Source organism: Vagococcus sp. CY52-2, from assembly GCF_022655055.1.
Classification (GTDB): domain Bacteria; phylum Bacillota; class Bacilli; order Lactobacillales; family Vagococcaceae; genus Vagococcus.
This window is the reverse complement of sequence record NZ_CP093385.1, coordinates 55,762-78,932: the sequence shown is the minus strand read 5'-3', so window position 1 is coordinate 78,932 and position 23,171 is coordinate 55,762. Positions and strand designations below refer to the sequence as shown.

At 34.2% G+C, this 23,171-nt stretch carries 37 protein-coding genes and 1 pseudogene; 35 read left to right on the top strand and 3 right to left on the bottom strand.

What is annotated here, in order from left to right:
* Positions 1 to 782: 782 nt before the first annotated feature.
* The 3 genes from MN187_RS10515 to MN187_RS10505 all read right to left on the bottom strand — a co-directional run bounded on the left by MN187_RS10515 (position 783) and on the right by MN187_RS10505 (position 2,645).
* The gene (locus MN187_RS10515) at positions 783 to 1,340 is read right to left on the bottom strand and encodes a hypothetical protein (protein ID WP_242094751.1); all 558 of its coding nucleotides are present in this window, start codon (positions 1,338 to 1,340) and stop codon (positions 783 to 785) included.
* A gap of 2 nt (positions 1,341 to 1,342) precedes the next feature.
* Positions 1,343 to 1,927, bottom strand: a complete 585-nt coding sequence (locus MN187_RS10510) for an SHOCT domain-containing protein (protein ID WP_242094749.1) — start codon at positions 1,925 to 1,927, stop codon at positions 1,343 to 1,345.
* Between the two features lie 100 nt (positions 1,928 to 2,027).
* Positions 2,028 to 2,645: a LexA family protein gene (locus MN187_RS10505; RefSeq protein ID WP_242094747.1), complete on the bottom strand. Its 618-nt coding sequence runs from the start codon at positions 2,643 to 2,645 to the stop codon at positions 2,028 to 2,030.
* Between the two features lie 152 nt (positions 2,646 to 2,797).
* On the opposite strand from MN187_RS10505, the gene MN187_RS10500 reads away from it, so the two are divergent.
* From MN187_RS10500 to MN187_RS10335, 35 genes and pseudogenes are all read left to right on the top strand, one after another.
* Entirely contained in the window at positions 2,798 to 3,028 is a 231-nt protein-coding gene (locus MN187_RS10500) for a helix-turn-helix transcriptional regulator (RefSeq protein ID WP_242094745.1), read from the top strand.
* A 78-nt stretch (positions 3,029 to 3,106) separates the two neighbouring features.
* Positions 3,107 to 3,385: a hypothetical protein gene (locus tag MN187_RS10495; RefSeq protein ID WP_242094740.1), complete on the top strand. Its 279-nt coding sequence runs from the start codon at positions 3,107 to 3,109 to the stop codon at positions 3,383 to 3,385.
* An 11-nt stretch (positions 3,386 to 3,396) separates the two neighbouring features.
* Positions 3,397 to 3,585, top strand: coding sequence for a hypothetical protein (locus MN187_RS10490; protein ID WP_242094738.1), 189 nt, complete (start codon positions 3,397 to 3,399; stop codon positions 3,583 to 3,585).
* Between the two features lie 223 nt (positions 3,586 to 3,808).
* Positions 3,809 to 4,057: a hypothetical protein gene (locus MN187_RS10485; RefSeq protein WP_242094737.1), complete on the top strand. Its 249-nt coding sequence runs from the start codon at positions 3,809 to 3,811 to the stop codon at positions 4,055 to 4,057.
* Entirely contained in the window at positions 4,041 to 4,523 is a 483-nt protein-coding gene (locus tag MN187_RS10480) for a siphovirus Gp157 family protein (protein ID WP_242094735.1), read from the top strand. Before MN187_RS10485 ends, MN187_RS10480 begins: the two co-directional genes overlap by 17 nt.
* A 13-nt stretch (positions 4,524 to 4,536) precedes the next feature.
* Positions 4,537 to 5,217: an AAA family ATPase gene (locus tag MN187_RS10475; RefSeq protein WP_242094732.1), complete on the top strand. Its 681-nt coding sequence runs from the start codon at positions 4,537 to 4,539 to the stop codon at positions 5,215 to 5,217.
* Positions 5,204 to 6,536: pseudogene (locus MN187_RS10470) on the top strand (DEAD/DEAH box helicase). Before MN187_RS10475 ends, MN187_RS10470 begins: the two are co-directional and overlap by 14 nt.
* A gap of 15 nt (positions 6,537 to 6,551) precedes the next feature.
* Positions 6,552 to 6,710 carry a hypothetical protein gene (locus MN187_RS10465; RefSeq protein WP_242094730.1) on the top strand — a complete coding sequence of 53 codons (159 nt, stop codon included), beginning with the start codon at positions 6,552 to 6,554 and terminating at the stop codon, positions 6,708 to 6,710.
* Positions 6,711 to 6,727: 17 nt separating this feature from the next.
* Positions 6,728 to 7,108 carry a DUF669 domain-containing protein gene (locus tag MN187_RS10460; protein WP_371821064.1) on the top strand — a complete coding sequence of 127 codons (381 nt, stop codon included), beginning with the start codon at positions 6,728 to 6,730 and terminating at the stop codon, positions 7,106 to 7,108.
* A gap of 2 nt (positions 7,109 to 7,110) precedes the next feature.
* Entirely contained in the window at positions 7,111 to 7,239 is a 129-nt protein-coding gene (locus MN187_RS10685) for a hypothetical protein (protein WP_371821063.1), read from the top strand.
* Between the two features lie 22 nt (positions 7,240 to 7,261).
* Positions 7,262 to 9,571 carry a phage/plasmid primase, P4 family gene (locus MN187_RS10455; protein ID WP_242094728.1) on the top strand — a complete coding sequence of 770 codons (2,310 nt, stop codon included), beginning with the start codon at positions 7,262 to 7,264 and terminating at the stop codon, positions 9,569 to 9,571.
* Between the two features lie 284 nt (positions 9,572 to 9,855).
* Complete coding sequence (locus tag MN187_RS10450) at positions 9,856 to 10,182, top strand: VRR-NUC domain-containing protein (protein WP_242094726.1); 327 nt, start codon at positions 9,856 to 9,858, stop codon at positions 10,180 to 10,182.
* On the top strand, positions 10,175 to 10,558 hold the full coding sequence (locus MN187_RS10445) for a hypothetical protein (protein WP_242094723.1): 384 nt from the start codon (positions 10,175 to 10,177) through the stop codon (positions 10,556 to 10,558). The genes MN187_RS10450 and MN187_RS10445 overlap by 8 nt, the downstream gene beginning before the upstream one ends.
* A gap of 2 nt (positions 10,559 to 10,560) precedes the next feature.
* Positions 10,561 to 10,770, top strand: a complete 210-nt coding sequence (locus MN187_RS10440; protein ID WP_242094721.1) for a type IV toxin-antitoxin system AbiEi family antitoxin domain-containing protein — start codon at positions 10,561 to 10,563, stop codon at positions 10,768 to 10,770.
* A 13-nt stretch (positions 10,771 to 10,783) separates the two neighbouring features.
* A complete protein-coding gene (locus MN187_RS10435; protein ID WP_242094719.1) occupies positions 10,784 to 11,431 on the top strand; it encodes a coiled-coil domain-containing protein in 648 nt (215 codons plus the stop codon).
* 2 nt (positions 11,432 to 11,433) lie between these two features.
* Positions 11,434 to 12,174, top strand: a complete 741-nt coding sequence (locus tag MN187_RS10430) for a hypothetical protein (RefSeq protein WP_242094717.1) — start codon at positions 11,434 to 11,436, stop codon at positions 12,172 to 12,174.
* A 4-nt stretch (positions 12,175 to 12,178) separates the two neighbouring features.
* Positions 12,179 to 12,346 (top strand): hypothetical protein, encoded by a 168-nt coding sequence (locus MN187_RS10425; RefSeq protein WP_242094715.1) that lies wholly within the window; start codon positions 12,179 to 12,181, stop codon positions 12,344 to 12,346.
* Position 12,347: 1 nt separating this feature from the next.
* Positions 12,348 to 12,569: a hypothetical protein gene (locus MN187_RS10420; protein WP_242094713.1), complete on the top strand. Its 222-nt coding sequence runs from the start codon at positions 12,348 to 12,350 to the stop codon at positions 12,567 to 12,569.
* A 12-nt stretch (positions 12,570 to 12,581) separates the two neighbouring features.
* A complete protein-coding gene (locus tag MN187_RS10415) occupies positions 12,582 to 12,788 on the top strand; it encodes a hypothetical protein (protein ID WP_242094711.1) in 207 nt (68 codons plus the stop codon).
* Positions 12,785 to 13,390: a dUTP diphosphatase gene (locus MN187_RS10410; protein WP_242094709.1), complete on the top strand. Its 606-nt coding sequence runs from the start codon at positions 12,785 to 12,787 to the stop codon at positions 13,388 to 13,390. The genes MN187_RS10415 and MN187_RS10410 overlap by 4 nt, the downstream gene beginning before the upstream one ends.
* 1 nt (position 13,391) lies before the next feature.
* Positions 13,392 to 13,709, top strand: a complete 318-nt coding sequence (locus tag MN187_RS10405) for a nucleotide modification associated domain-containing protein (protein WP_242094707.1) — start codon at positions 13,392 to 13,394, stop codon at positions 13,707 to 13,709.
* A gap of 3 nt (positions 13,710 to 13,712) precedes the next feature.
* Positions 13,713 to 14,135, top strand: a complete 423-nt coding sequence (locus MN187_RS10400; protein ID WP_242094705.1) for a transcriptional regulator — start codon at positions 13,713 to 13,715, stop codon at positions 14,133 to 14,135.
* Positions 14,136 to 14,447: 312 nt separating this feature from the next.
* Positions 14,448 to 15,740 (top strand): N-6 DNA methylase, encoded by a 1,293-nt coding sequence (locus MN187_RS10395; RefSeq protein ID WP_242094702.1) that lies wholly within the window; start codon positions 14,448 to 14,450, stop codon positions 15,738 to 15,740.
* Positions 15,737 to 16,177, top strand: a complete 441-nt coding sequence (locus MN187_RS10390; RefSeq protein WP_242094700.1) for a restriction endonuclease subunit S domain-containing protein — start codon at positions 15,737 to 15,739, stop codon at positions 16,175 to 16,177. Before MN187_RS10395 ends, MN187_RS10390 begins: the two co-directional genes overlap by 4 nt.
* 52 nt (positions 16,178 to 16,229) lie before the next feature.
* Positions 16,230 to 16,460, top strand: a complete 231-nt coding sequence (locus tag MN187_RS10385) for a hypothetical protein (RefSeq protein WP_242094698.1) — start codon at positions 16,230 to 16,232, stop codon at positions 16,458 to 16,460.
* 2 nt (positions 16,461 to 16,462) lie between these two features.
* Positions 16,463 to 16,708 (top strand): hypothetical protein, encoded by a 246-nt coding sequence (locus MN187_RS10380; protein WP_242094696.1) that lies wholly within the window; start codon positions 16,463 to 16,465, stop codon positions 16,706 to 16,708.
* Positions 16,709 to 16,725: 17 nt separating this feature from the next.
* The gene (locus MN187_RS10375) at positions 16,726 to 17,178 is read left to right on the top strand and encodes a terminase small subunit (protein WP_242094694.1); all 453 of its coding nucleotides are present in this window, start codon (positions 16,726 to 16,728) and stop codon (positions 17,176 to 17,178) included.
* Complete coding sequence (locus MN187_RS10370) at positions 17,168 to 18,415, top strand: PBSX family phage terminase large subunit (RefSeq protein ID WP_242094691.1); 1,248 nt, start codon at positions 17,168 to 17,170, stop codon at positions 18,413 to 18,415. Before MN187_RS10375 ends, MN187_RS10370 begins: the two co-directional genes overlap by 11 nt.
* Before the next feature lie 27 nt (positions 18,416 to 18,442).
* On the top strand, positions 18,443 to 19,771 hold the full coding sequence (locus MN187_RS10365) for a phage portal protein (protein WP_242094782.1): 1,329 nt from the start codon (positions 18,443 to 18,445) through the stop codon (positions 19,769 to 19,771).
* 2 nt (positions 19,772 to 19,773) lie between these two features.
* Positions 19,774 to 19,971: a hypothetical protein gene (locus MN187_RS10360; RefSeq protein WP_242094689.1), complete on the top strand. Its 198-nt coding sequence runs from the start codon at positions 19,774 to 19,776 to the stop codon at positions 19,969 to 19,971.
* Between the two features lie 17 nt (positions 19,972 to 19,988).
* The gene (locus tag MN187_RS10355; RefSeq protein ID WP_242094686.1) at positions 19,989 to 20,894 is read left to right on the top strand and encodes a minor capsid protein; all 906 of its coding nucleotides are present in this window, start codon (positions 19,989 to 19,991) and stop codon (positions 20,892 to 20,894) included.
* Between the two features lie 13 nt (positions 20,895 to 20,907).
* The gene (locus MN187_RS10350; RefSeq protein WP_242094684.1) at positions 20,908 to 21,222 is read left to right on the top strand and encodes a helix-turn-helix domain-containing protein; all 315 of its coding nucleotides are present in this window, start codon (positions 20,908 to 20,910) and stop codon (positions 21,220 to 21,222) included.
* Positions 21,219 to 21,608, top strand: a complete 390-nt coding sequence (locus MN187_RS10345) for a hypothetical protein (protein WP_242094682.1) — start codon at positions 21,219 to 21,221, stop codon at positions 21,606 to 21,608. The genes MN187_RS10350 and MN187_RS10345 overlap by 4 nt, the downstream gene beginning before the upstream one ends.
* A gap of 133 nt (positions 21,609 to 21,741) precedes the next feature.
* Positions 21,742 to 22,326, top strand: a complete 585-nt coding sequence (locus MN187_RS10340; protein WP_242094680.1) for a DUF4355 domain-containing protein — start codon at positions 21,742 to 21,744, stop codon at positions 22,324 to 22,326.
* Between the two features lie 3 nt (positions 22,327 to 22,329).
* The gene (locus MN187_RS10335; protein WP_242094674.1) at positions 22,330 to 23,163 is read left to right on the top strand and encodes a N4-gp56 family major capsid protein; all 834 of its coding nucleotides are present in this window, start codon (positions 22,330 to 22,332) and stop codon (positions 23,161 to 23,163) included.
* The last annotated feature ends 8 nt before the right edge of the window (positions 23,164 to 23,171 follow it).

Sequence of the window (23,171 nt, the reverse complement as noted above, 5' to 3'; positions counted from 1 at the left end):
AGTAAAGTAGTAAAGTAGTAAAGTATTCAAGTATTCAAGTATGCAAAAGGATAAACTTGTTGTATTAGCATTTACAACAGTATGCAAGTATAAAAGTATGCAAGTATGCAAATGTAAAAAGGTATGCAAGTATTCGAGTATTTTTTCATACAATAATACTAAAATACCGTTTAACTAAAACTATATAAAACGTCATCGTAAAATGATAATCTCAAATAAATACCAGCAAAGCATAGGCACTCACGCACATACCTATGTATGCCAGAAGGGGAAATCTAGATGCCCTATGTGTCAAAGACTAGAAGTCGGCTGTACAAGGCGAGCACAGGCGGTATTTAACGTAAGGAAACGGTGACTACGACCATTTAGCCATTAATAAAAACGGTAGGGGAGGAAGTCTTTTGCGGACTTCACTAGTATAGAGTTTTTATACGTCTCAATATAAGTTAAATTCCAGGGGTGTTTTTCGAGCGTTGACCCGATGTTAATCTCAACGTAGGACTTATATGAGTTGTTCAAGGGTAAGATGAGAACGTAAAGTGAAGCGATGTTTATACCAAAATATAAAATTTTTACTTTTTTCTAGGGCAGAGTTTGCCCAAAACCTCCTGATACCCCAGTCGGTAAGATAATAGAGAGTTCACTAATATGATGATAATAATGAACTGGTAATACTGGTAAACTAATATTTATAAAGAGAATGGGGTGTGAGTTCATTAATATTAACGTGTGTTTTTATAATAGTGAACTGATATATAAAGAAAAACCACTCGTTTGAGTGGTTATTTAACACGATATGATTGACCTTTGATAAAGTCTTTTACGTCTTTATATTGAGGATTTAAATCGTAGAGTTGACCGAGTGATATTCCGTTATCTTCAGCAAATAAAAATAAACTTCTATAGTTATCGCTATAAACGGCATAAACAGGCTCGTTTTGTTTCTCCTGCTCTTCGGCATATTGTTCAGCCATCTTTTTATTATCTTGATCACTTGGAACTTTATATTCAGTAGCGGGAACAGATTGAGTTGTTTGATTGTTTTGTTTAGTTTCAGTTTGGACTGGTGTTCCTTGTTGTGTAGGTTCTTCTACACTTGTTTCGACAGTTTTTTCTAATTCTTTTTCTTTACTATCTAACGCTTTACGTTTATCGTCGACTTCTTTTTTTAATTTATCTATTTCTTTCGTTTTGCTGTCTGCAGTCTTTTTTAACTCATTTATCTTAATATCTGCTTTCGCAATTTCTTTTTGATTGTCATCTATTTTATAAACGCTAAAACCACCTACACCTAGCAAAGAAAGAGAAAGGACAGCATTTAATATTGTTTGTTTTTTCATAGTTATGACCTACTCAAAATTTTAGTTTTTTCGTTATTAAATTCATCTTGTGTAATGATCCCTGCGTCTAACAATTCTTTTAATTCGAACAGTTTATCTTTTGTTGATACTTGTGTAGGTATATTATTATTAACATTAACGATTGATTCTAATTTACTGCCAATTGCTAAAAAATCTTTGTATAGCTCTTTATATAAAAAGGAATTTTTATTTGTTTTGGAATTAATTAAGTATATCGTTTTGACGACGCCGTTTGTTAAAATGATGTTTATATGTAATTTTTCCACATAATCTTTTTTCTTTTTACCACGACTAGCCAAACCGCCTATCACTGCTCCTGCAGGACCAAATAATATCCCACCGCCAATAGCGCCACCTACACCGCTTTTTGAAGTAGTATTTCCGTCTTCAACTACACTTATATCAGCAATATCTTTATACTCTATATATTCATTAGCGTTTAATCCAAAAGTAGTAAAGCATCCTTTAAATAATTTATGATTGTCATCAAACAACGCTTTACTTCCAACTTTATAAGTTTCTGTAAATTCTGGATGTTTATCTTTTTTCTTTTTAAATAATCCCACAGTTAACCACTCCTTTTCATCTAGAATACCAAAAAAGGCACCGCTTTTACAGTGCCTATTGTCAAGCGTTACTTTTTATAGGTTGTCATTACTTATCAGTTTAAAGGTCAATACTTACTTTCACAGCTTTCCCAATTATCCTTGCTGGGTAGTCTTCGTTAACAATGATAGGTTCATAGTTCTTATTATCTGGCATTAATATCATGGTATCACCTTGATATTTAACACGTTTTAAAGTTGCTTCAGTATCTCCATTTACTAAAACCGCAGCTATCTCATTGTTTTCTACTTCTTCTTGTTGTCTGATAAGGACGAATGATCCCTCTGGTATCGTAGGCACCATGCTATCGCCTTTTGTTTCCAAAAAGAATACTGTCCCGCTTGGCGTTAAGTCTGCCACTTCTTCTCGATAAGACTCGATATTTTCTTCTGCTAGAATAGGTTCACCACAAGTTATAGTTCCAAGTACGGGTATATTTATAATTTCTTGGACTTTTGTTACAAAGTTTTCTCTAGGTGGGAAGAAATCATCTATGTTTACTTCAAAAATATCAGCTAATTCGAATAAAAAATCTTGATTAGTCGCTCTATCGCCAGATTCATATCTGCTGATACTTTGTCTTGAAGTTTTTAATTTTTTTGCTAACTCTTCTTGAGTAAGACCTCTTTTTTCTCTATAATATTTTATTTTTTCTCCTATAAACTTTTTTATTTCCATTTTATTTACCTTCCTTTATATGTCTTGAAATTATGTTAACATAAAAAGCACCAAAATGGAACAAAAAAGTTAAAATAACAAAAAAAGTGTTTACATGTTACCGAATCGGTGCTATGATATAGACAAGTTAATTAATAGAAAGGAGTTGCGAAATGCAAATAAATTTAATTTATATTAGAAAACAGAAATATCGCATGACTCAAAAAGAGTTCGCTGAAATGCTTGGAATGTCGTTTGATACATATTCTAAAAAAGAACGTGGCGATTATCCGTTTACTAGCGATGAGATGTTTGATATATCTGAAAAATTAGATATGCCAATAGGTAAAATTTTTTCGAAAAGAACGCACCAATTTGGTAACAAGAAAAAACAGGAGGTTTAAAATGCACGACTGGATCACAATAATATTAATCGTCATTTTAGTAGCAAGTTTAATGTTACTTGATAGGAGGAAATAGGAATGATAAATATGCGAGTTAAAGATTATTTAATAAAAAGTGATGAAAACAACGTGACAGTTGAAAAAATGTTACGTGATGAAAATATGGAAGTAAAAGTTAATAAGAACAACGAACCGTCTACTACTCTTGTGGGATATTTCCCAAGTTTAGAACATGCATTGAAAGGGATTCAAAAGAATTACGTTTATGGGAAAGGCACCGATGTACAAACTATAAAAGATTACAGAGAGGCGTTAAACGAGATAACTAATGAATTCCACAGTGTTTTAAAACTTTAGGAGGAGATAACATGAAATTTTATTTATCACGTATCAATGGTTATGCGTTAGTAACGTTTTTTATCGGCATGCTAGCCAACTATCTATTCGGTGAAAAAGTATTAATCGTAGCCGTGCCAGTATTTCTAATGTGGTTGTTTACTTATGACATAAGAAGCCATGAAAGGAGTGAGAAGCGTGTGGATAGCGGTAGGAATTAAAACGAAAAGCATTTATATGATGTCTAACACAAAATCAGCATTGTTTTTAAGATTGCAAGGTAAATATAAAAGTAGCGCAAATGTAAAATGCAAAAATACTTATCCAGAACCACTGATAGTGCAGAGGAGGGTGTAAAAAAATCTAGCTAGTGCTGAAAAACTAACTAGAGAACATAAATATATAAATTTGACTTAAGTATATCAGAAAAGTGGAGGAATTAAAATGGCAATTTATTGGGACAAAGACACGCTAGTCCTTGACGATGAATTTAAACGTTCGCGTGGACTAATTAAGTTTGAACTATGTAGTGATAACAATGTGCTGATTTATCAAGATTCAGATATACCAGTTGTTAGAGATAAATTCGAAGCATTAGACGAGTACACACAACTAACACTAGACGATACAATTGAAAGTTTATTAAAAATAGCTCACGAATTGGAGGAATATAAAAATGGCGAATCTATATGAGCTAACAAGCAATTACAAATACGTTCTTGATTTGGCTGACGAACTAGACGAACAAACGTTAAAAGACACGTTAGATTCTATTAAAGAACCGCTAGAGGAAAAGGTTGATAACACAGCTAGATTAATCAAAGCGATGGAAAACGATGTCAAAGCATTCAAAGAAGAAGAGACACGAATTAAGCAACGTAGACAGGCAATTGAAAACAACATCAAACGTATTAAGGAACGTCTACAGTACGACTTAGAGAATAATGAACTCGATAAAATTGAAGGTAAGACGTTTAAAGTTAGCGTTCAAAACAATCCAGTTTCAGTGAAAATAGTAGATGAAAAAATGATTCCTAAAGGTTACTTCGTTGAGCAGGAGCCGAAGTTAAATAAAAAAGAATTATTAGAAGATATGAAACGTGGTGAAGAAATATTTGGAGCAGAATTGCAACAGACACGATCAATAAGAATTAGATAAGGAGTTGGTATGAATGGCATTAAATATAGTCAGTTCTGAAAACATAGCAGATAAAAAAGGAACTTATTTATTATATGGTGCACCAGGAAAAGGGAAAACGACCACTATTAAATTTTTACCAGGTAAAACATTAGTGCTTGATGTCGATAGAACATCACACGTTTTAAAAGGTTCGTCAGACATCGACATTATATATATCGATAATATCGATACATGGAATGACTGGGGAGCAACATTAACGGAATTAGTTAAAAACTACAAAGGTAAATACGATAATATAGTCGTGGATAATATTACAGAATTAGAACGTTGCATACTTTCTAGTCTAGGAGCAGTAGGAAAAAATAACGGTGTCCCATCACAAGGTGATTATCAATATATGCAATTTAAATTAGTTAACAGTTTGCGATATTTAAAATCGTTAAATTCAAATATATTTTTCCTAGCTTGGGAAGAACTTGATTTATTTCAAGATTACGACGGAAGTCAATATTCAATTGTTCTTCCACAAATTAACAGACGGATTAGAAATAATATTCTCGGTTTATGTGATGTCGTTGGTCGGCTAATCGTTAAAGAAGATGGTGAACGTGGGTATATCTTAACAGCTAGCAACTCAACTTATGCGAAAAACCAACTAGATGATAGACCAGGATGTAAACAAAACGAGTTGATTATTCATGAAACTATATGATTACCAACAAGACTTAGTCAATCGCACACGTCAAGCATATATAAAAGGTTATAACTCACCTTGTATCGTGTCGGGCTGTGGTAGTGGAAAATCGGTCATGATTGCAGAGATTGCACGAATGGCTGCAAGTAATAAGAAAAACGTGTTGTTCCTGGTCCACAGAAAAGAATTATTGGACCAAATCAAAGGAACGTTCGAAATGATTGGTGTAGACCTAAATCATGTCACATTCGGTATGGTTATGACGATTGTTAATAAGCTAGACAAAATACCTAAACCAGATTTAATCATCACAGATGAAAACCATCATGGTTTAGCAAGTAGTTACAGAAAGATATACGACTATTTTAAAGATGTTAGAAAGCTCGGTTTCACTGCCACACCAATACGTTTGAATGGTAGTGGGTTAGGCGATGTGAATGATGTGTTAATCGAAGGACCATCAGTTAAATGGTTAATCGAAAACGAACGCCTGGCACCATATGAATACTACGCACCTAAATTAATCAATACAGACGTATTAAAGAAAGCAAGCACTGGAGATTTTACAAAAAAATCAATGGATAACGCAATCGAAAAACGGATTTATGGCGATGTAGTTAAGCATTATAAACAGTTAGCTGATAACGAGCAAGCAATAGCGTATTGTCACTCGATAGAAGCAAGTAAACACACAGCGGATGTATTTAATCGCAATGGATATAAAGCGGCTCATATCGACGCTAAGACGCCTAAAATAGAACGCGAAAAATTATCGAAAAATTCAGACAAAAAGAAATAAAAATATTATGCAATGTCGATTTAATCGGTGAGGGTTTCGATGTTCCAGATTGCACAACGGTAATCATGCTACGACCAACTAAGTCACTTAGTTTATACATTCAACAGTCAATGCGTGGTATGAGATACCAACCAGGCAAACGGTCAGTGATTATAGACCACGTTGGAAATGTCGGTACGTTTGGACTACCTGATATGGATAGAGAATGGAATTTAAAAAGTAAGAAAAAACAAATACAGAAAGTGACATAGCTGTTGTTGAATGTAAGAACTGCTTTATGGTATTTGAAAAAAATGAAAGCAGAGTATGCCCACATTGTGGTTGGGAGCAACCTATCGAACTTAAAGAATCTCATTTAGATATAGATGAAGATGCTGAATTAGTAAAGGTAGGGGAAACAAAAATAGTGCTTAATTTTAAGCAGCCAAGCGACTGTAAAAATATGGCTGAGCTTCATGAATTAGCAAAGAGCAAAGGTTATAAACCAGGTTGGGTTTATCATCAAGCAAAATTATTAGGAATATTAAATAAACAATAAAAAGGAGACTAAATAATGACAACAATCTACATAATCACAGACGGAGATATTTCTTGGTCAACTTGTGTCAGTGTTCATCTAACTAAAGAAGAGGCTGAAAAAGCAGTTATCGAGTATTCAAGAAAATACGCAGAATGTAACGCAACAATCACAGAAAAACAAATTAACTTATAAAAAGGAGATTATCAAACATGACAACATTTAACTTAGATTTTTCAAAAGCAACTCAAACAGGTGGAATTAAAGACGGTACTTACGAGGTATTTGTAAACAAAGCATTCGAGGACGCTACACCAAGTGGTTCAGAATATATCAATATTGATTTAGTTGTAAGAAACGATGTGGATCAACCTTATAAAAATGCTCACGTATTTCCTAAAGTTTGGAAATCTAAAAAAGACGGTAAGTATAACGAGGGAATGATTATGGCAATTGCTCAATCATTACAACTTCAAGATGGTAAACAATACAACGGTTTAGATGAACTACTAGCAGACTTTGTGCTTAAACCAGTAAAAGTAACAATTAAAAATGAAACATCAGAATATACGGTAAAACTTACGAAAACGTGAATGTGAAACGTTGGGAAAAATCAAGCGTTCAAGGCGTGTTAAATCATCAATTCAAAAAAGGTGATGAACCAAGTTTTGGAAGATCAGCATCAGCTACAGTTGAACTTCAAGAAGATGATCTTCCATTCTAAATAAATTTAAGGGGCAATTAACATGTACGAACATATTCCAGACGAATTAAAAAATCTCAAACATTGGTGTATTTATAAACTCGTTTGGGATGAGAAACGTCAAAAAAATACTAAAGTTCCTTTCAATGCATACACTGGTCAACATGCTAAATCGAATGATGAGAGTACGTGGTCTGATTATCAGACTGCACTCTCTGCCATTCATTTATATGGCGGTACAGGTTTAGGTTTCTTCTTTAAACCTCCGTACTTCGGAATTGACATTGATAATGCAGAGGGAGAAATACAACGATATTTAACAGGCGACATTGAAAGCAACATGATTTATGAGTTTATCGAATCAATGAAATCATATTCGGAATACTCACAATCTGGTACAGGTATTCATATTATCGCTAAAGGAGAATTGCCAGAAGGACGCAGACGTAAAGGCGATGTCGAGATATACAATAACGGTCGTTTCTTCGTCATGACAGGCAATATAGCAAGCGAGTATAAAACTATATCAGAACCAAAGAAAACGACCGTAGAACGCTTATACAAGCGTTACATAGGTGAATCTAAAGTTATCGAGTTTAATCGTGATAAAGATATGCCCACAATTGATTTATCTGTAGATGAAATCATCGAAAAAGCAAAGCAATCAAAACAAGGTAACAGATTCCAAGTGTTTTTAGACGGTGGTTGGGAATCGTTTTATGATTCGCAGTCAGAAGCGGATTTAGCATTTGCGAACGATTTAGCGTTTTGGTGCGGTAGAGATTTTTCTAAAATGGATGAAATTTTTAGAAATTCAGCAATGTACCGTGATAAATACGATGAAAAACGAGGACCGAAAACATACGGTCAAGCATTGTTAGATAAAGCAATTCACGAAACAAGTTCAATCTACAATCCGAAACAAAAAACTGATTTTAAGATTTATATTAAAGACCAGGAAGATAAACCGAAAGAACGAAAGTTTTATTCCTACGATGATACAGGTAATGCGGATAGGTTTTGTGATATATACGGTAGCTTAGTTAAATACTCATACATTAATAAAGTTTGGTATTACTACAACGGTAAAGTGTGGCAGGAGGATCTAACTGGTGAAGTTAGAAAAATGATTGATACGACTGTTGAAATCATGAAGAATGAGCCAATCGAATTATCGGAAGATATGGATGAAGATACTAAAAACAATATTTTAAAAGCGTGGGATAAACACGTTAAACGTTCACGAGGTAACGCAGGTAAGAACGCTATGATGGACGAAGTAAAACATCGCTTGGCAGTTCTTCCAGAAGAATTTGATAAAGATAAAACATTATTTAATACGCAAAATGGTTACTTGTCTTTAACTGATGGCAAGTTATTCGACCACGAAATAGATAAATTATTTACACGAATTTCAACAGTTGAATACACAGACACGATTGATTGCCCACAATGGGAAGAATTTATTAGTGAGATATTCGCACACGATGAAGAATTAATTCATTACATACAAAAAGCAGTCGGTTACTCGCTAACTGGGTCCACGAGAGAACAATCAATGTTTATTCTTTTCGGTAACGGTCGAAACGGTAAGTCTGTATTTTTAGATATTATATCTGAAATCATGGGTAGTTATGCCATGACGATGCAGGCGCAAACAATCATGGTTAAACAAAATTCTAGTAACGCCAATTCAGATATCGCACGCTTAAAAGGTGCTAGGTTAGTTACCAGTTCAGAACCTAACGAAGGAGTAAGGCTTGATGAAGGTCTTGTTAAACAGTTGACTGGTGGCGATAAAGTAACAGCTAGACATTTATACGGTAAAGAATTCGAGTTCGAACCAGAGTTTAAATTATGGCTAGCGACTAACCACAAACCTATTATACGAGGAACAGACGATGGAATTTGGCGACGTTTAAATTTAATTCCTTTCACAGTACAAATTCCAGATCATAAAGTTGATAAAAATCTACCACATAAATTAAGAAGTGAAATGGTCGGCATACTAAATTGGTGCATTACTGGTTGTTTAATGTGGCAGAGAGAGGGATTAAAGCAACCGAAAGCAGTTTATGAAGCGAGTAAAGAATATAGACAAGAAATGGATGTTATATCTCGATTTATTGACGAACAGTGCGAAACTGGTCCAGATTACAAAATTAAGGCTAGCGAGCTGTTTAATGCTTATCGTGAATGGGCGAAAGAAAATAATGAGCATGATTTTAGTAATACGAAATTCGGTAAAGAAGTAAGTAAAAGGTATAACAAGAAAAAGTCGAACGGTGTCATGGTATATGAGGGGATTAAATTGACTGCAAGAGCATTCGATAATATCCGTCAGATACTTTAGGGATAGTTCGGGGAGGGTTTAGGGATAGTTTTGATTTCAACCCTCCCTGTCGAAAACCCTTATTATATCTATATTTATATATTTATTTATTCTTTTTAGGGATAGTAGGGATAGTTAAATATAACTTTAATAATAAAAATAATATTAGTAAAAATATATAAAAGTATAGGAATTTCGTTCAAACCCTCCCTAATCATTAATTAAAATGTCTTAATCCGTTGGGAGAGTAAGGACGAACGACAGGGAGGGTACCCTCCCTAATTTTTAAAAACGAGGTGTGTTTATTGAAATCGGAACACGAGATTCAAAATGAGATTAGATTGGCACTAGGTAAAAATAATTGTTTGGTATTTAGAACAAATGTGGGAAAAGTTCAGATGAAAGACGGTCGATGGTTTGATACAGGACTGCCGAAAGGTTTTACAGATTTAATGGGTTGTCGTTTATCTGACGGAAAAATATTTTTTATTGAAGTGAAAAATGCGAAAGGAACGGTTAGGGACGCACAGAAAATATTTATTGATCGCATGAAAAAATATGGATTGATTGCAGGAGTTGCGAGAAGTCCAGAACAAGCGTTAAAAATCGTGTTAGGTGACAACAATGTCTGACTTAATCATAAAAGCAAACAAAATAATTTATTTAGTTGATAAGCATGGCGAACCGAATAAATGCAATGTGAAGAGTTGTAAAACGTGCAAAGAGATTAAAAAATTGCGTAATGAGATTGGAAGAGATAAACGCAAAAACGCCAAAGTGATTAAGCCTAAAAAAGGTTTAGCTCAACGTGAACCGTCGGGTGGTTGTAAAGGTAAATATATTTACATCGTGAGTAAAGGCGGAAAAGAAGTTGCACGTGTTGGGTCAACGTATAAAGTAGCAGAGATAATCGGAATTAATGCTTCTTATGTGACTTTTATGGTTCGAAACGATAAAAAATCAAGAGGTTATGAAGTTACTAGATATTTAAAAGAGTTGGAGGAATAATAATGAACTCACAAACGGCATGGGGAATAGCGATAAGAGATAAAGTAGTAACTTTTGTTAGAGAAAATAATGGTGCTACGACTAAAGAAATTGGAGAAAAAGTTGGTAATGAAGCAGTTGGTCAACTATCAAGATTAGTTGAAACAGGTCAATTAATTAGAACGAAGCGTGGTTATTATGAATTTCAAGCAGTTAGAGTGACTGTGAAGTGAAGGAGGAAAACTAATGATTTTACTAACTAAAAAGAAACGTAACGAACTAGCGAATGAGCTAGCGTTAAATATTACGAACTACGAAAAGACAATTCAAGAGTTTAAAGGACAAGTCGATATATTAACACGTGAGCGTGATGCAGCTAAATTGAGTGCAAGAGATACGACGCGTAAATATGAACGTGCTACGGAAGATTTAGACCGGTTTAAGAGTGAATTGAGAGCAAGTGAATCGGAAGTTGTTAGGGTTAGAAACAGATATGAAGAATATAAAAGCAAAGTAAGCTGTAAAACAATAAATCATGATTTAAAGAATTACAAAGAGCGAGTTGTTAGCTTACAGAATGAATTAGAGGCGATTAAAGAACTAGCTGATAAAAATAAAGATTACAGAGAAGCGTATGAATTTATTAGTGAATTGGATAATCGAAATGATGTGATTGATAACTTCAGTCATAACTTAAACCAATTCATGCTAAAAACAAAAACAGATAACAGTAAGTTAAGTAGAGAACTTAAAACAGAACGAAGCACTGTTAGAGAACTTCGAAATGGGAAACGAATTATAACGGTTAAGACGATTCAATATTTTGATGAACTATTGTGTGATTTTTACGGGTGTTCAGTTAAGAGTTTAGTGATGAATAAATTGGAGGTATAAAAATGCGACGTCAGTGGACGACTGAAGAAACTGATTATTTAAAAGATAAATACGGTATTTCAAAAGATGAAGCAATAGCAAGAAAACTTGGTAGAAATGTCGGTTCAGTAACTAATAAGGCGCAAAAAATGGGACTTAGAAAAAATGATGTTGCTTCTAGTGTTACAGTGGCAGATTTTTGTTATTACACGAACATAAACAGGTCGTCTGTCGAATACTGGATAAAGCATTGTCAATTTCCTGCAAGAAAGAAAGAGAAATATAGAACGGTTAGTTTAGACGGTTTTTGGAAATGGGCAGAACAAAATAAGGGGAGAATAGACTGGAATGACTTCCCTTATTTCTCGATGGGGAAAGAGCCTAAATGGGTTGAGATAGCACGAAAGAATAATGTCGCAAGAACTGATAAAAGAAGACGATGGGCATCGTGGGAAATAGCAGAACTTAAACGAATGCTAAAAGCTGATAAATATACTTATTCAGATATATCGAAACGAATCAATCGAAATCATGCAGCGATCAAAAGAAAAATTTATGATTTGGGGTTGGATAATACACCGATAACTACACATAAGAGTAATAAGTATAGCGAAACGGATATAAAAATTGCTATTACGTTGTTAGAAAAAGGTGTTAGCTTATCCGCAGCAGCGCAAAAGATAAATCGGACAGAAGCGGGATTACGAGCTAAGTTGGAAAATGAGGGATATGTATTTAAAAATAAGTGTTTGAAAGTGAAGTGATTAAATGTATTCAGTGTATAAAGGTGATAAAGAAATAGCGTTTGGAACGTTAGAAGAAATTGCAAGTAAGTTAAAAATAAAAGTCGATAGCGTTAAATTCTACGCTACTCCAACATGGATAAATAGAACGTCAGATAATGCTAGACGATTAGTGAAAGTGGAGTGTGATTAACATGGAAGAAGTTACATTGATTATAACAAGTGTTTTATTTTATTTATTAGGATATTTTGCTTCAAAAATTGGAAATGATACAAATTACACGCTGAAAATGCTTGAATACTTAGACGATAAAATGAAAACACATGATTTTCCAGACAATCCATACGGAATTAGTGAAAAAATAGGGTATTTACAAGCTAAGAGTGATATTAGCCATTTCAGTGATAAAAAGTAGGAGGTTAATAATATGTGTAAGTATTGCACTATGAATAATGACAATGTGGCAGATGAACCAATTCAAGTTTTTGAAAACGGAGATCATACATTTATTGAAAAAGCTAACGAAGATTATCAAATGACAAGCTATAGGAAAAAATCAGATTTACATTACGTTAGTTTTACTATTAACTACTGTCCTATTTGTGGCAGAATTTTAAAGGAGACCGACAAATGAACTTCAAAAAACTACAAACAATGCAGGAAGAACTAGATAACGCTATTTTATCAGAGAAACCAGAAATGACAGCAGAGGAGCGATTTAACCAAACATTAGTTTCTTTAGATGTTGAAATAGCAGAGATAGCGAATTGTTCAGAACATTTTAAGTTCTGGAAGGATAACAAGGGGAAAGTTGACGAAAAGAGATTTTACGAATGTAAAAGTCCATATTTTAAAGAAATTTATTATTTTGACAGATTAGGGAGTAATAACGAGAAACTCACTCGTCAACAAGCACACAAATTAACGCTAGTCGAAGAATGTTCAGACGCATTGCATTTTATATTAAGTTTAGCGAATCAGTTAGAGGTTGAAATTCATAGCGATTTTGAATTTGAAACAACAAATGATGAATTGTTTTTAGACTTGAATGCTCAAATACAACACCTGCGAACAACTGTTAATGACGATATCTTTTTTAAAGAAGCAAACGTAACTTCATTGATTGATATTTTTCTAAGTTACACTAAAAATTTAGGCGTCACTACAGAAGAACTTGAACAAGCGTACTACGAGAAAAACGAGATTAATTATAAGAGGTTGAGAGAGGGGTATTAACATGGAACCACATGACAATGTAAAAGACATAATAGAATCTATTAGTGAAAACAACGAAGAACTTTTCCACAAAATTATCCAGGAATTAGAACAAACGTATCTAGCTAAAAACGCAGATTACGGCAATTCATTCGAGCAATCATTAGATGAGTTCGGGGAAGTTGCTGGAGTAGTTAGAATAGGCGATAAGTTTAATCGTGCTAAAAACTTATCTAAAAATAAAGCGAATGTGGTAGACGAAAGTAAAATCGACACACTATTTGATATGGCTACTTATTGTATTATGCAAGCTATGTGGCTGATGAAACAGGAGGGATAGCTATTGGCAGTTAAATTATTAGACGACGCTGAATTAAAGTCATTAGAATTAGAGTTCCGTAAACATAGACAGTTTCAAGTTAACATGGCAACGATTATGTTAGGACGTGCGTGGAAAGAAGATGATGCAAACTTTTGGGTAAAAGGTAGCGGAGGACGTAATGAGAAAGCGTTGAACGATCTAATATTTAAAGACGAAAGCATACCGTACCAAATAAATTATTTAAAAAATCAAGCGATAGAGAACGCATTTAGCAAGTTATCGAATGAGCTGAAACATATCGTTGAAAAATACATGTGGGGTGAATACTCATATTTAAAATGGTCGGAAGTAGCAGAACGTGAGTATGTCTCTAAGTCAACTATTTACGAATGGCGATATAAAATTTTAGAGACATATGCGTATGAAACAGGAAAATTAGTTTAAATCGGACTAATTCAGCAACATGTCCGATGTCAAATGAATTATATTTATAGTATAGAAAATTTAGCAATGCGACTGTTTTCGCCTCCAACGTTTTACAGTCGCTTGTTAAACTGATAGAACCTACGAAAAATTTTATTACAGTTAATTCATTTTATATTTTCTCCTTTTAGGTTCTATCTGTTTAGCGATATGCTAATTTTCTCGTCCGCCAAGACTAAGAGGAAACTTTTTTCTTGCTATTTTTTTATTTTTATAACGCATAATCTGTCAAAGGGTTATGCGTTTTTATTATGTATGTAAAGAGGTGTGATTATGCTATCAATAAGCGATATAAACAATTTAATAGGCGTAGATGAGAGTTTTCACGCTTCGTATAAATTATCAGAAATATTAGAACAAAAAGAAGTTAGAGAAGATTTATTTAATCGTTTTTTAAAAAAAGAAAGCGACTTGTCATACGATTGGTTTACGGAATATTTTCAAGCAGAGCATTCTGACCGGAAAGGGAAAAAACAAGATTTTACGCCTGATGGAATAATAAAAATAGCAAGCGGCGTTTTAGGTCCAGTTGACTCAAATGCTGATATATGCGCGGGAACTGGTGGCTTAACGATTAAGCGATATTCAGAAAATAAAGATGCGTCATTCTATTGTGAGGAGTTTTCTGATAGAGCGATGCCATTTTTATTATTCAATCTTGCGATAAGGAATGTTGACGCTACAGTTTTTCATGGTGACTCTTTGACAAGAGAAGCTAAAAGTATTTATAAGCTGTCTAAGAGTGATATCTATTCCGATATAGAAAAAATAAGCGAAATACCTGAAATTAATGCTGAAACAACTATCATGAACCCGCCTTATTCAATACCGTGGGATGCTAAAAAAGAGAGGCTGCAAGAAGATAGGTTCAAAGATTATGAAGTGTTAGCTCCGAAAGCAAAAGCAGATTATGCGTTTTTACTACAAGGGTTACACATGTTAAAAGAAAACGGAGTTATGTCCATAATTTTACCGCACGGTGTTCTCTTTAGAGGGGCAGCAGAAGGGAAAATAAGACAAAAATTATTGGAACTTAATTACATAGATGCTGTTATAGGTTTACCACCAAAAGCATTTATAGCAACTGATATACCTACAGTAATACTTGTATTGAAAAAAAATAGATGTAATAAAGATGTGTTGTTCATTGACGCTTCTAAAGAGTGCGTAAAAAGTGGAAGCTACAACGTAATAGAGCAAGACAATGTGAACAAAATACTAAGCATTTACCATGAAAGGGAAATAGTTGATAAATTTAGCAATGTAATAACGTTTGATGAAATCCTAGAAAATGACTTTAACTTAAATATACCGCGTTATGTTGATACATTTGAAGAAGAAGAACCAATAGATTTAACAAAAAACTTAAATGAGTTGCAAGAAATAGATAAGAAAATTAGGGAGAGCGAAATTGAATTAGCGTCTATGTTGTCAGAGTTAGTGAGTTCAGATGTAAATTCAAGCGTACAAGAAGAAATAGACGGTCTGTCTAATTATTTTTATCAAAGAAATAACCATTTCCCAAGAAAGAAAACATATAAAGGGGAGCAGTTGAGCTTATTATGATAGATATCAATACATATTTAGAAGTTAAGTTAGAAGATGTGGCAGATTTCGAAAGAGCTAAAAAAGGTAAAGTCTATCCAGCTGGCAGTTCTTACATTCAAATTTCTGCAACAAGAGGGCAAATAGGTTTTTTATACGAGCCAGGAACAATAAAAAGCAAAGACGTCGTTATAATTCCGCAAGCTGGTATTGATAGATATTATTTCAATATAATTCTACAAAGGAACATAAATGAGTTTATTAATAAATATTCTACTGGTATAAATATACAAGAAAAAGAAATAGCAAATTTTCCTATACAGCTTCACGGGTATGTGGAGCAAGTCACTATAGCTAAAATAGTGCGGCAAATGGATAATAGGTATAAAGAAAAAGAAAGCGAAGTAGAAAATATAAAACAATTAAAAAAAGGGTTGTTAAGTAAGATGTTCGTTTGATGCATTAATTATTATTAGTTAATGCGTTTTTATTATGCGTAGGAGGTAACACATGTATAAACGTAAAGTAGTAATTCATGAAGATAAAGATTATTTAAATTTAGTAAAAAGAACTATTGAACGAGATTACAACGATATTAAAGAACCAGTATTTTTAATTGATATTGTAGAAGATTTTGATGAAGAACAAATTACTTTATTAGCGTATGGCGAAAATTACACAAAAACAAAAGCAGATGAGCTTTTAGACTGGTGCGTGTCACATTATAACAAGGAGGAATAGCAATGGGTTTAACAACGTTAGAAGAATTGAACAGCGATTTTAAAAAAGAAGTGTTAGACGAGAAGTTAAAACAGATTAACGAAACGATTAAAAATCAGTACAAAGAAAATGTTCTAGGCAAAGGCGATAAATTTGTGGTAATTGATTCAGGTGAATTGAAAGAACAAATCGCAGAAGAATTAAACAAAGCAGGTTACACAGTAGAAGATAGTGATAAGTTTCCGAATGCGATTAAAGTTAGCTGGTAGAAAGGTGGTGATGGAAAGTGAGTGAGTTAAATCAACGACAACAAGCGTTTGCTGATGAGTACATCATCACAGGCAACGCATATCAATCAGCGATAAGGGCAGGCTATACAGAAAACTATGCTAAGAATGCAAAAGAAAAACTGGTGGATAAAGGTGGAAGTGTATCGGAATATATCAAAGAAAAGTTAAAACAAATCCAAACAGAAAAACATTTAACAATGGAAGAAGCGTTGGCTATTACATCGTCAATTGCAAGAGGTGAACCGCAAATTTATGTATCTAGAGAACTTGATCCAGAAACACAAGAAGTGTTATCTGAAGAATTGCATCAACATTCAGCTAGTTCTAAAGAACGTAATCAAGCGCTAGAACATTTTTATAAGATAAATGGCGTGTTCACCGAAAAACGTGATGTGGACTTAAAAAACACTGACATTAATATTGTGATTGGTGATAAAGATGACGATTAATATATCTATACCAAAACCCGAAACAGTATTTAATGATTATATATACGATTGCTTGTTTGATTACTCCTACCCTACTGAAGTTCATTATGGCGGTGCTAGTAGTGGTAAATCGCACGGCGTAGTACAAAAGGTCGTGCTTAAGTCATTGCAGAATTGGGAGCATCCTAGACGTGTTCTGTGGCTTAGAAAAGTAGCGTCAACGATTAAAGAATCTATTTTTCAAGATGTTTTAGAATGTTTGTCGTCGTTCCAGATATTAGAGCATTGCAAAGTTAACATGACTGACAGACGTATTGAACTACCTAATAAAGCACAGTTTATTTTTAAAGGGATGGACAACCCTGAAAAGATTAAGTCTATTAAAGGTGTTTCGGACGTTGTGATGGAAGAAGCGACAGAATTCACACTTGATGATTACACACAGTTAACACTTAGAACTCGTGAGAAAAAGCATAAAGACAAACAAATATACATGATGTTTAACCCAGTTTCTAAAGTGAATTGGGTTTATTCGTATTTCTTCATTAATAAGCAACCAGACGCAAAAGTTTATCAAACGACATATAAACACAATCGTTTCTTAGATGAACGTACAAAGCAAAATATAGAACTTTTAGCACAACGTAATGAGGCTTACTACAAAATATATGCACTTGGCGAGTTTGCTACGTTAGATAAGCTTATTTTCCCTAAGTATGAACGTAGATTATTGAATAAAGATGAACTATCTCATCTACCGTCATATTTTGGCGTCGATTTTGGTTTCGTTAATGACCCGTCTGCTTTTATTCACTTAAAAATAGATGAAGACAACAAAACGATTTATTTCATTGAGGAATACGTTAAAAAAGGGATGTTGAACAACGAGTTAGCAGAAACGATTAAAACTTTAGGCTATTCAAAAGAAGTTATCACTGCTGATTCTGCTGAAAAGAAATCTATTGAGGAAATGCGTAGAAATGGTATTGAACGAATTAAACCAGCTAAAAAGGGTCCCGATTCAATCATTCAAGGGATTAACTTCCTGCAGCAATATGATTTTGTGGTTGATGAACGTTGTGTGAAGTTGATTGAGGAGTTAGAAAACTATACCTGGCTTAAAGACAGCAAGACAAACGAATATACTAATAGACCGATTGATTCATATAACCACGTTATAGATGCAACTAGATACGCCGTAGAAGCAATAAACGGCAAAGGACAGATTAAAGTACAATTTTTCAAAGGAGGATTGTAATTGGAATATTTTAAACCACCGAAAATTATGACGTTCGATAAGGATAAAGAAATCACTTCAGACGTTGTAAAAGAATTTATACAAAAACACCAAGCAGAGTTACCGCGTTACCAAGAATTAATGAATATGTATAAAGGTTACATGCAAATTTACAAGCAACAAGCAAAAGCACAGTACAAGCCAGATGTTAGATTGGCTGTTGGGTTTCCTAAATATATCGTAGACACGTTTACGGGATATTTTAACGGTATACCAGTAAAAAAATCACATCCCGATAAACCAATAGCAGAAAAGGTTGAGTTGTTCGAAAGCACAAATGACATTGAGGACACTGAACATGAGTTAGCTAAACTAGCATGCGTTTATGGTCGTGCTTATGAATTGATGTATCAAGATGAAGAAACGCAGACACGAGTTACTTATGTTAGTCCAGAAAATATGTTCATTGTTTATGACGACACAGTAGCGCAAGAACGATTGTTTGCGGTGAGTTATAGCGTAGATGATGATGGCGTATTATCTGGTGCTGTTTACACGAAAGAATGTGAGTATACGTTTAAAACGCAAGATGGAACGGATAAGATTGGTTACATCGAAGAAACAGAAAACATATATGATGATTTACCAGTGTACGAGTTTTACTTTAATGAAGAACGTATTGGAATATTCGAGGGCACACGTTCGTTGATTAATAACTACAATAAAGCATTGTCAGAGAAAGCGAATGACGTGGAATATTTTAGTGATAGTTATATGTTAATGCTTGGATTACCTATTGACGAACAAACAATGACGACTATGAGAGATACAAGAACGATTAACGCAAGTGGTGAGGGTTCAGAGAAAGCCGTCGTTAAATTCTTAGATAAACCCGATAGTGACCAAATGACAGAAAACTATTTGGATCGTATCGAACGATTAATTTTTAAAACATCAATGGTAGCAGATATTTCAGACGAGAAATTCGGGGCGTCAACTTCTGGTACTGCATTAGCCTATAAATTACAAGCTATGAGTAATCTAGCGTTATCTTTCCAACGAAAGTTCGAGAGTGCGCTTAGAACTCGTTATAGCTTGTTTTTTAGTGTCCAAACTAATTTTCCAGAATCTGAAAGTGACAAATGGAAAGAGCTAGAATTTCACTTTGCACGTAACCAACCTAAAAATCTTAAAGAAGAAGCAGAAACAGCCACAATGTTACTAAACGTGACAAGTGAAGAAACGGCATTATCTGCATTGTCAATCGTGCCAGACGTTCGAGCAGAGATTGACAGGATAGAAACAGAGAATAAAGAAAAAATGGATAATGAATCGTTTGACATTACACCAGCAAAAGAAGTAGTCGAGGAGGTTTAGCAATGGAAAAAGTGATAGAAATAATCACGATTGATAACAAGTCAATAAAAGTAATTGCAACAGAAGAAGAACTAAAGAGAAATATCGAACTCGCACAAAAAGGCTACTTCATGACGTTTAAAGAATTGGAGTGGAGAACTCAAATAACGTTTAATACAGCGAATGTAATTGCGATAAACAATTTGGGTAAATGGAGATAAACGAGGTGTCGGTGTAAATGACTAAAAACACACGTTACTGGTCCGAACGTAAGATGAATCAGAACATACTGAAAGATAAAGAACTCGTTAGAGAAGTAAATAAACGCATGCAGTTGCTACGTGACGATATACAGAAACAAATCAACGCAGAATTAGAACGATATGCTAAGCGTGAGAATATCTCAACAGTTGAAGCACGTATGAGAGCCGACAAGATGGACGTAGAAGCGTTTCAACGTAAGGCGAAAGATTATGTTCAACGTAGAGACTTTTCAGATAGAGCAAACTATGAACTGAAGTTATACAACTTAAAAATGAGGATGTCACGACTTGAATTATTAAAAGCTAACATTGGTTTAGAAATGATTTCAACGTTTGATGAGTTAGATAAATTCCTACGTAAAGAATTGTCAATCGAGGGTTACAAAGAGTTAGAATTTCAAGCTGGTATTTTAGGCGAAACAATATTCGGTGATTACAAGAAGATCGTAGAAGCTGTCGTGAACGGAACGTTTAAAAACACATCTTTCAGTGAGCGTATATGGAGCTATCAGACAGAGTTAAAACTAGAGTTAGAGAAGTTGATTACTAAGCAGTTGGTCGGTGGACATAACCCACGTGTAGTTGCTAGAGAGTTAAGGAAAACATTCGATGTTACTCAATCACAAGCGTATCGACTAATCAAAACAGAATCTGCACGAATCCAAACTGAACTGCAAGAGCAATCATTTAAAGAATACGGCGTTAAAAAATACGAGTTTATATCAGAGCCTACTGCTTGTTCGATTTGTAAATCATTGGACGGAAGTATTCACGACGTATCTAAATTAGAGGCTGGAAAGAATGCTTCACCAATGCATCCGAATTGCCGATGTACGACTGCACCGATAAGTGATAGAGAGATTAAAGATTTGCAGTATTGAGGAGGGGATACTAGTGAAAGATACTTTAGGAGATAAGATAAAAAGTATTAGGTTATTAAATGGATTAAGTTTAGAAGGGTTTGGAATGCTTTTTACACCTGTAGCTGATAAAAGTAATGTTTCAAGATGGGAGAAAAATAAAGCCGTTCCTACTCCAGATAGATTAAAGACTATTGCAGACCTCGGTAACGTAACAGTTGATTATTTAATGGGTATAGACGAAGAAAAAGATGACATGATTTCAATACCTGTCGCAGAATACGAACGACTAAAAGAAGCAGAAGAAAAGTTGAATAGTATAAAAGAGATTTTAGGAGGGGAAGTATGAGTAAAGTAACTTTATTCGGTTGTGACGATTCAGAAGAAACGCTTGATTATAAAAATAATTCTACCATCCCCGACACTGTCCAAGTCGGAGCGATAACATATGATGTCGTGACTAAGCCTTTTATCGACATTGACGGCGAACGTAATTATCAAGGTTCATGCGACTATCTAAACACTCAAATTGAACTTGTGGAGGACATGAGCGATGAACGTAAAGAAGATACGTTTTTTCACGAGTTAACTCACGCTATATTTTATGAAGCAGGGTTTGAGGAACAAGACGAGGACATGATTAACCGTGTCGGCAAAGTATTACATCAAGTGATTAAGGACAATGATTTTGAGAATGATTATGTAGAAACAAAAGATGGACGAATATATTTATAAATTAAAGATAACGAACTTTAAAGTAGTCTAGCGACTGCTTTTTTATTTTGTCCAAGCATTGAAGACGTTAAAAGCAAATGGATAACGTGCAAGCATTTAACCACGATAAAAGATATGGAAGGAGCTATCAATAATGGAAGAAACAGAAGTACAAGAAGTAGCAGTTGAGGAAGTTGAAGAAAAGAAGGAAGCTAGCCCTTCAAAAGAAACAACTCAACAAGCTAAATACACAGATGAAGACGTTAACGCAATTGTAGATAAAAAGTTCGCTAAATGGCAGAAAGATTTAGAAGCTAAGAAACAAGAAGCAGAAAAACTTGCCAAAATGAACGCTGAACAAAAAGCATTACATGAAAAAGAACAATTAGAAAAACGTATTGCTGAATACGAGAAAAAAGAAAATATCAGAGAAATGGAAAAAGAAGCAAGAAAAATGCTATCTGAACAGAAGATTCCGATTACTGATGATATTGTGTCTTATTTTGTTTCAGAGGACGCAGAAAGCACTAAAAAAGGTGTTGAAGCATTAACCGCTTATGTAAATAACTTACAAGAACAGTGGGAAATAGCACGCAACACTGGTAAAACTCCGAAGAAAGTTGCAGGCAATACACAAACAGTTACAGTAGAACAATTTAACGCTATGACTTATTCAGAAAAAGCAGAGTTAGCAAGAAATAATCCAGAAGAATTCAATAAAATTACAGGAGGTCATTAGAATATGACGACAAAAATTGCAGATTTAGTAAATCCAGAGGTGTTAGCACCTATCGTATCTTATGAATTAAAAAATGCTTTACGTTTTACACCGTTAGCACAAGTAGATACTACTTTGACAGGACGACCAGGAAGTAAATTAACATTCCCAGCGTTCACTTACATCGGCGATGCGAAAGACGTTGCAGAGGGTGAATCAATTCCTTTAGATAAAATCGGAACATCTACTAAAGAAGTTGAAGTGAAAAAAGCTGCGAAAGGTACAGAAATTACAGATGAAGCAGTATTAAGTGGATATGGTGATCCAGTTGGGGAATCAAATAAACAATTAGGATTAGCTTTAGCTAACAAAGTTGATGATGATTTATTAGCGGCTGCAAAAGGAACTAGCCAAACAGCTACTATTGAAACAACTGTAGATGGTTTATCTAATGCGTTAGACGTATTCAACGATGAAGATGCGCAAGGTTACGTTTTAGTGATGAACCCATTAGATGCAAGTAAATTACGTTTATCAGCTGGCAAAGAATGGTTAAACGGTACTGAATTAGGAGCTAACAGAATCGTATCTGGCACTTATGGAGTTTTATTAGGCGCTGAAGTTATTCGCTCTAAAAAACTTAAAAAAGGCGAAGCGTTACTATTTAAAGTAGTAGCTAATCAACCAGCATTAAAACTTGTTACTAAACGTGGCGTTCAAGTTGAAACAGACCGCGATATTGTACGCAAAACAACAGTAATCACGTCTGATAATCATTACGCTGCTTACTTATACGATGAAACAAAAGTGGTTAAATTAACTGTTAAGGCTCCTACTGTTACCGAAACCGAAAAATAATAGGCGGT

Bases quoted from the DNA above. Each gene is read 5' to 3' on its own strand.
- MN187_RS10465 (WP_242094730.1), top strand. From the start codon at position 6,552: ATGACAACAATCTACATAATCACAGACGGAGATATTTCTTGGTCAACT.
- MN187_RS10480 (WP_242094735.1), top strand. From the start codon at position 4,041: ATGGCGAATCTATATGAGCTAACAAGCAATTACAAATACGTTCTTGAT.
- MN187_RS10455 (WP_242094728.1), top strand. From the start codon at position 7,262: ATGTACGAACATATTCCAGACGAATTAAAAAATCTCAAACATTGGTGT.
- MN187_RS10385 (WP_242094698.1), top strand. From the start codon at position 16,230: ATGTATAAACGTAAAGTAGTAATTCATGAAGATAAAGATTATTTAAAT.
- MN187_RS10415 (WP_242094711.1), top strand. From the start codon at position 12,582: ATGTGTAAGTATTGCACTATGAATAATGACAATGTGGCAGATGAACCA.
- MN187_RS10435 (WP_242094719.1), top strand. From the start codon at position 10,784: ATGATTTTACTAACTAAAAAGAAACGTAACGAACTAGCGAATGAGCTA.
- MN187_RS10500 (WP_242094745.1), top strand. From the start codon at position 2,798: ATGCAAATAAATTTAATTTATATTAGAAAACAGAAATATCGCATGACT.
- MN187_RS10335 (WP_242094674.1), top strand. From the start codon at position 22,330: ATGACGACAAAAATTGCAGATTTAGTAAATCCAGAGGTGTTAGCACCT.
- MN187_RS10475 (WP_242094732.1), top strand. From the start codon at position 4,537: ATGGCATTAAATATAGTCAGTTCTGAAAACATAGCAGATAAAAAAGGA.
- MN187_RS10495 (WP_242094740.1), top strand. From the start codon at position 3,107: ATGATAAATATGCGAGTTAAAGATTATTTAATAAAAAGTGATGAAAAC.
- MN187_RS10380 (WP_242094696.1), top strand. From the start codon at position 16,463: ATGGGTTTAACAACGTTAGAAGAATTGAACAGCGATTTTAAAAAAGAA.
- MN187_RS10440 (WP_242094721.1), top strand. From the start codon at position 10,561: ATGAACTCACAAACGGCATGGGGAATAGCGATAAGAGATAAAGTAGTA.
- MN187_RS10420 (WP_242094713.1), top strand. From the start codon at position 12,348: ATGGAAGAAGTTACATTGATTATAACAAGTGTTTTATTTTATTTATTA.
- MN187_RS10365 (WP_242094782.1), top strand. From the start codon at position 18,443: ATGACGTTCGATAAGGATAAAGAAATCACTTCAGACGTTGTAAAAGAA.
- MN187_RS10515 (WP_242094751.1), bottom strand. From the start codon at position 1,340: ATGAAAAAACAAACAATATTAAATGCTGTCCTTTCTCTTTCTTTGCTA.
- MN187_RS10360 (WP_242094689.1), top strand. From the start codon at position 19,774: ATGGAAAAAGTGATAGAAATAATCACGATTGATAACAAGTCAATAAAA.
- MN187_RS10345 (WP_242094682.1), top strand. From the start codon at position 21,219: ATGAGTAAAGTAACTTTATTCGGTTGTGACGATTCAGAAGAAACGCTT.
- MN187_RS10430 (WP_242094717.1), top strand. From the start codon at position 11,434: ATGCGACGTCAGTGGACGACTGAAGAAACTGATTATTTAAAAGATAAA.
- MN187_RS10485 (WP_242094737.1), top strand. From the start codon at position 3,809: ATGGCAATTTATTGGGACAAAGACACGCTAGTCCTTGACGATGAATTT.
- MN187_RS10355 (WP_242094686.1), top strand. From the start codon at position 19,989: ATGACTAAAAACACACGTTACTGGTCCGAACGTAAGATGAATCAGAAC.
- MN187_RS10460 (WP_371821064.1), top strand. From the start codon at position 6,728: ATGACAACATTTAACTTAGATTTTTCAAAAGCAACTCAAACAGGTGGA.
- MN187_RS10395 (WP_242094702.1), top strand. From the start codon at position 14,448: ATGCTATCAATAAGCGATATAAACAATTTAATAGGCGTAGATGAGAGT.
- MN187_RS10505 (WP_242094747.1), bottom strand. From the start codon at position 2,645: ATGGAAATAAAAAAGTTTATAGGAGAAAAAATAAAATATTATAGAGAA.
- MN187_RS10445 (WP_242094723.1), top strand. From the start codon at position 10,175: ATGTCTGACTTAATCATAAAAGCAAACAAAATAATTTATTTAGTTGAT.
- MN187_RS10390 (WP_242094700.1), top strand. From the start codon at position 15,737: ATGATAGATATCAATACATATTTAGAAGTTAAGTTAGAAGATGTGGCA.
- MN187_RS10410 (WP_242094709.1), top strand. From the start codon at position 12,785: ATGAACTTCAAAAAACTACAAACAATGCAGGAAGAACTAGATAACGCT.
- MN187_RS10370 (WP_242094691.1), top strand. From the start codon at position 17,168: ATGACGATTAATATATCTATACCAAAACCCGAAACAGTATTTAATGAT.
- MN187_RS10490 (WP_242094738.1), top strand. From the start codon at position 3,397: ATGAAATTTTATTTATCACGTATCAATGGTTATGCGTTAGTAACGTTT.
- MN187_RS10425 (WP_242094715.1), top strand. From the start codon at position 12,179: ATGTATTCAGTGTATAAAGGTGATAAAGAAATAGCGTTTGGAACGTTA.
- MN187_RS10405 (WP_242094707.1), top strand. From the start codon at position 13,392: ATGGAACCACATGACAATGTAAAAGACATAATAGAATCTATTAGTGAA.
- MN187_RS10340 (WP_242094680.1), top strand. From the start codon at position 21,742: ATGGAAGAAACAGAAGTACAAGAAGTAGCAGTTGAGGAAGTTGAAGAA.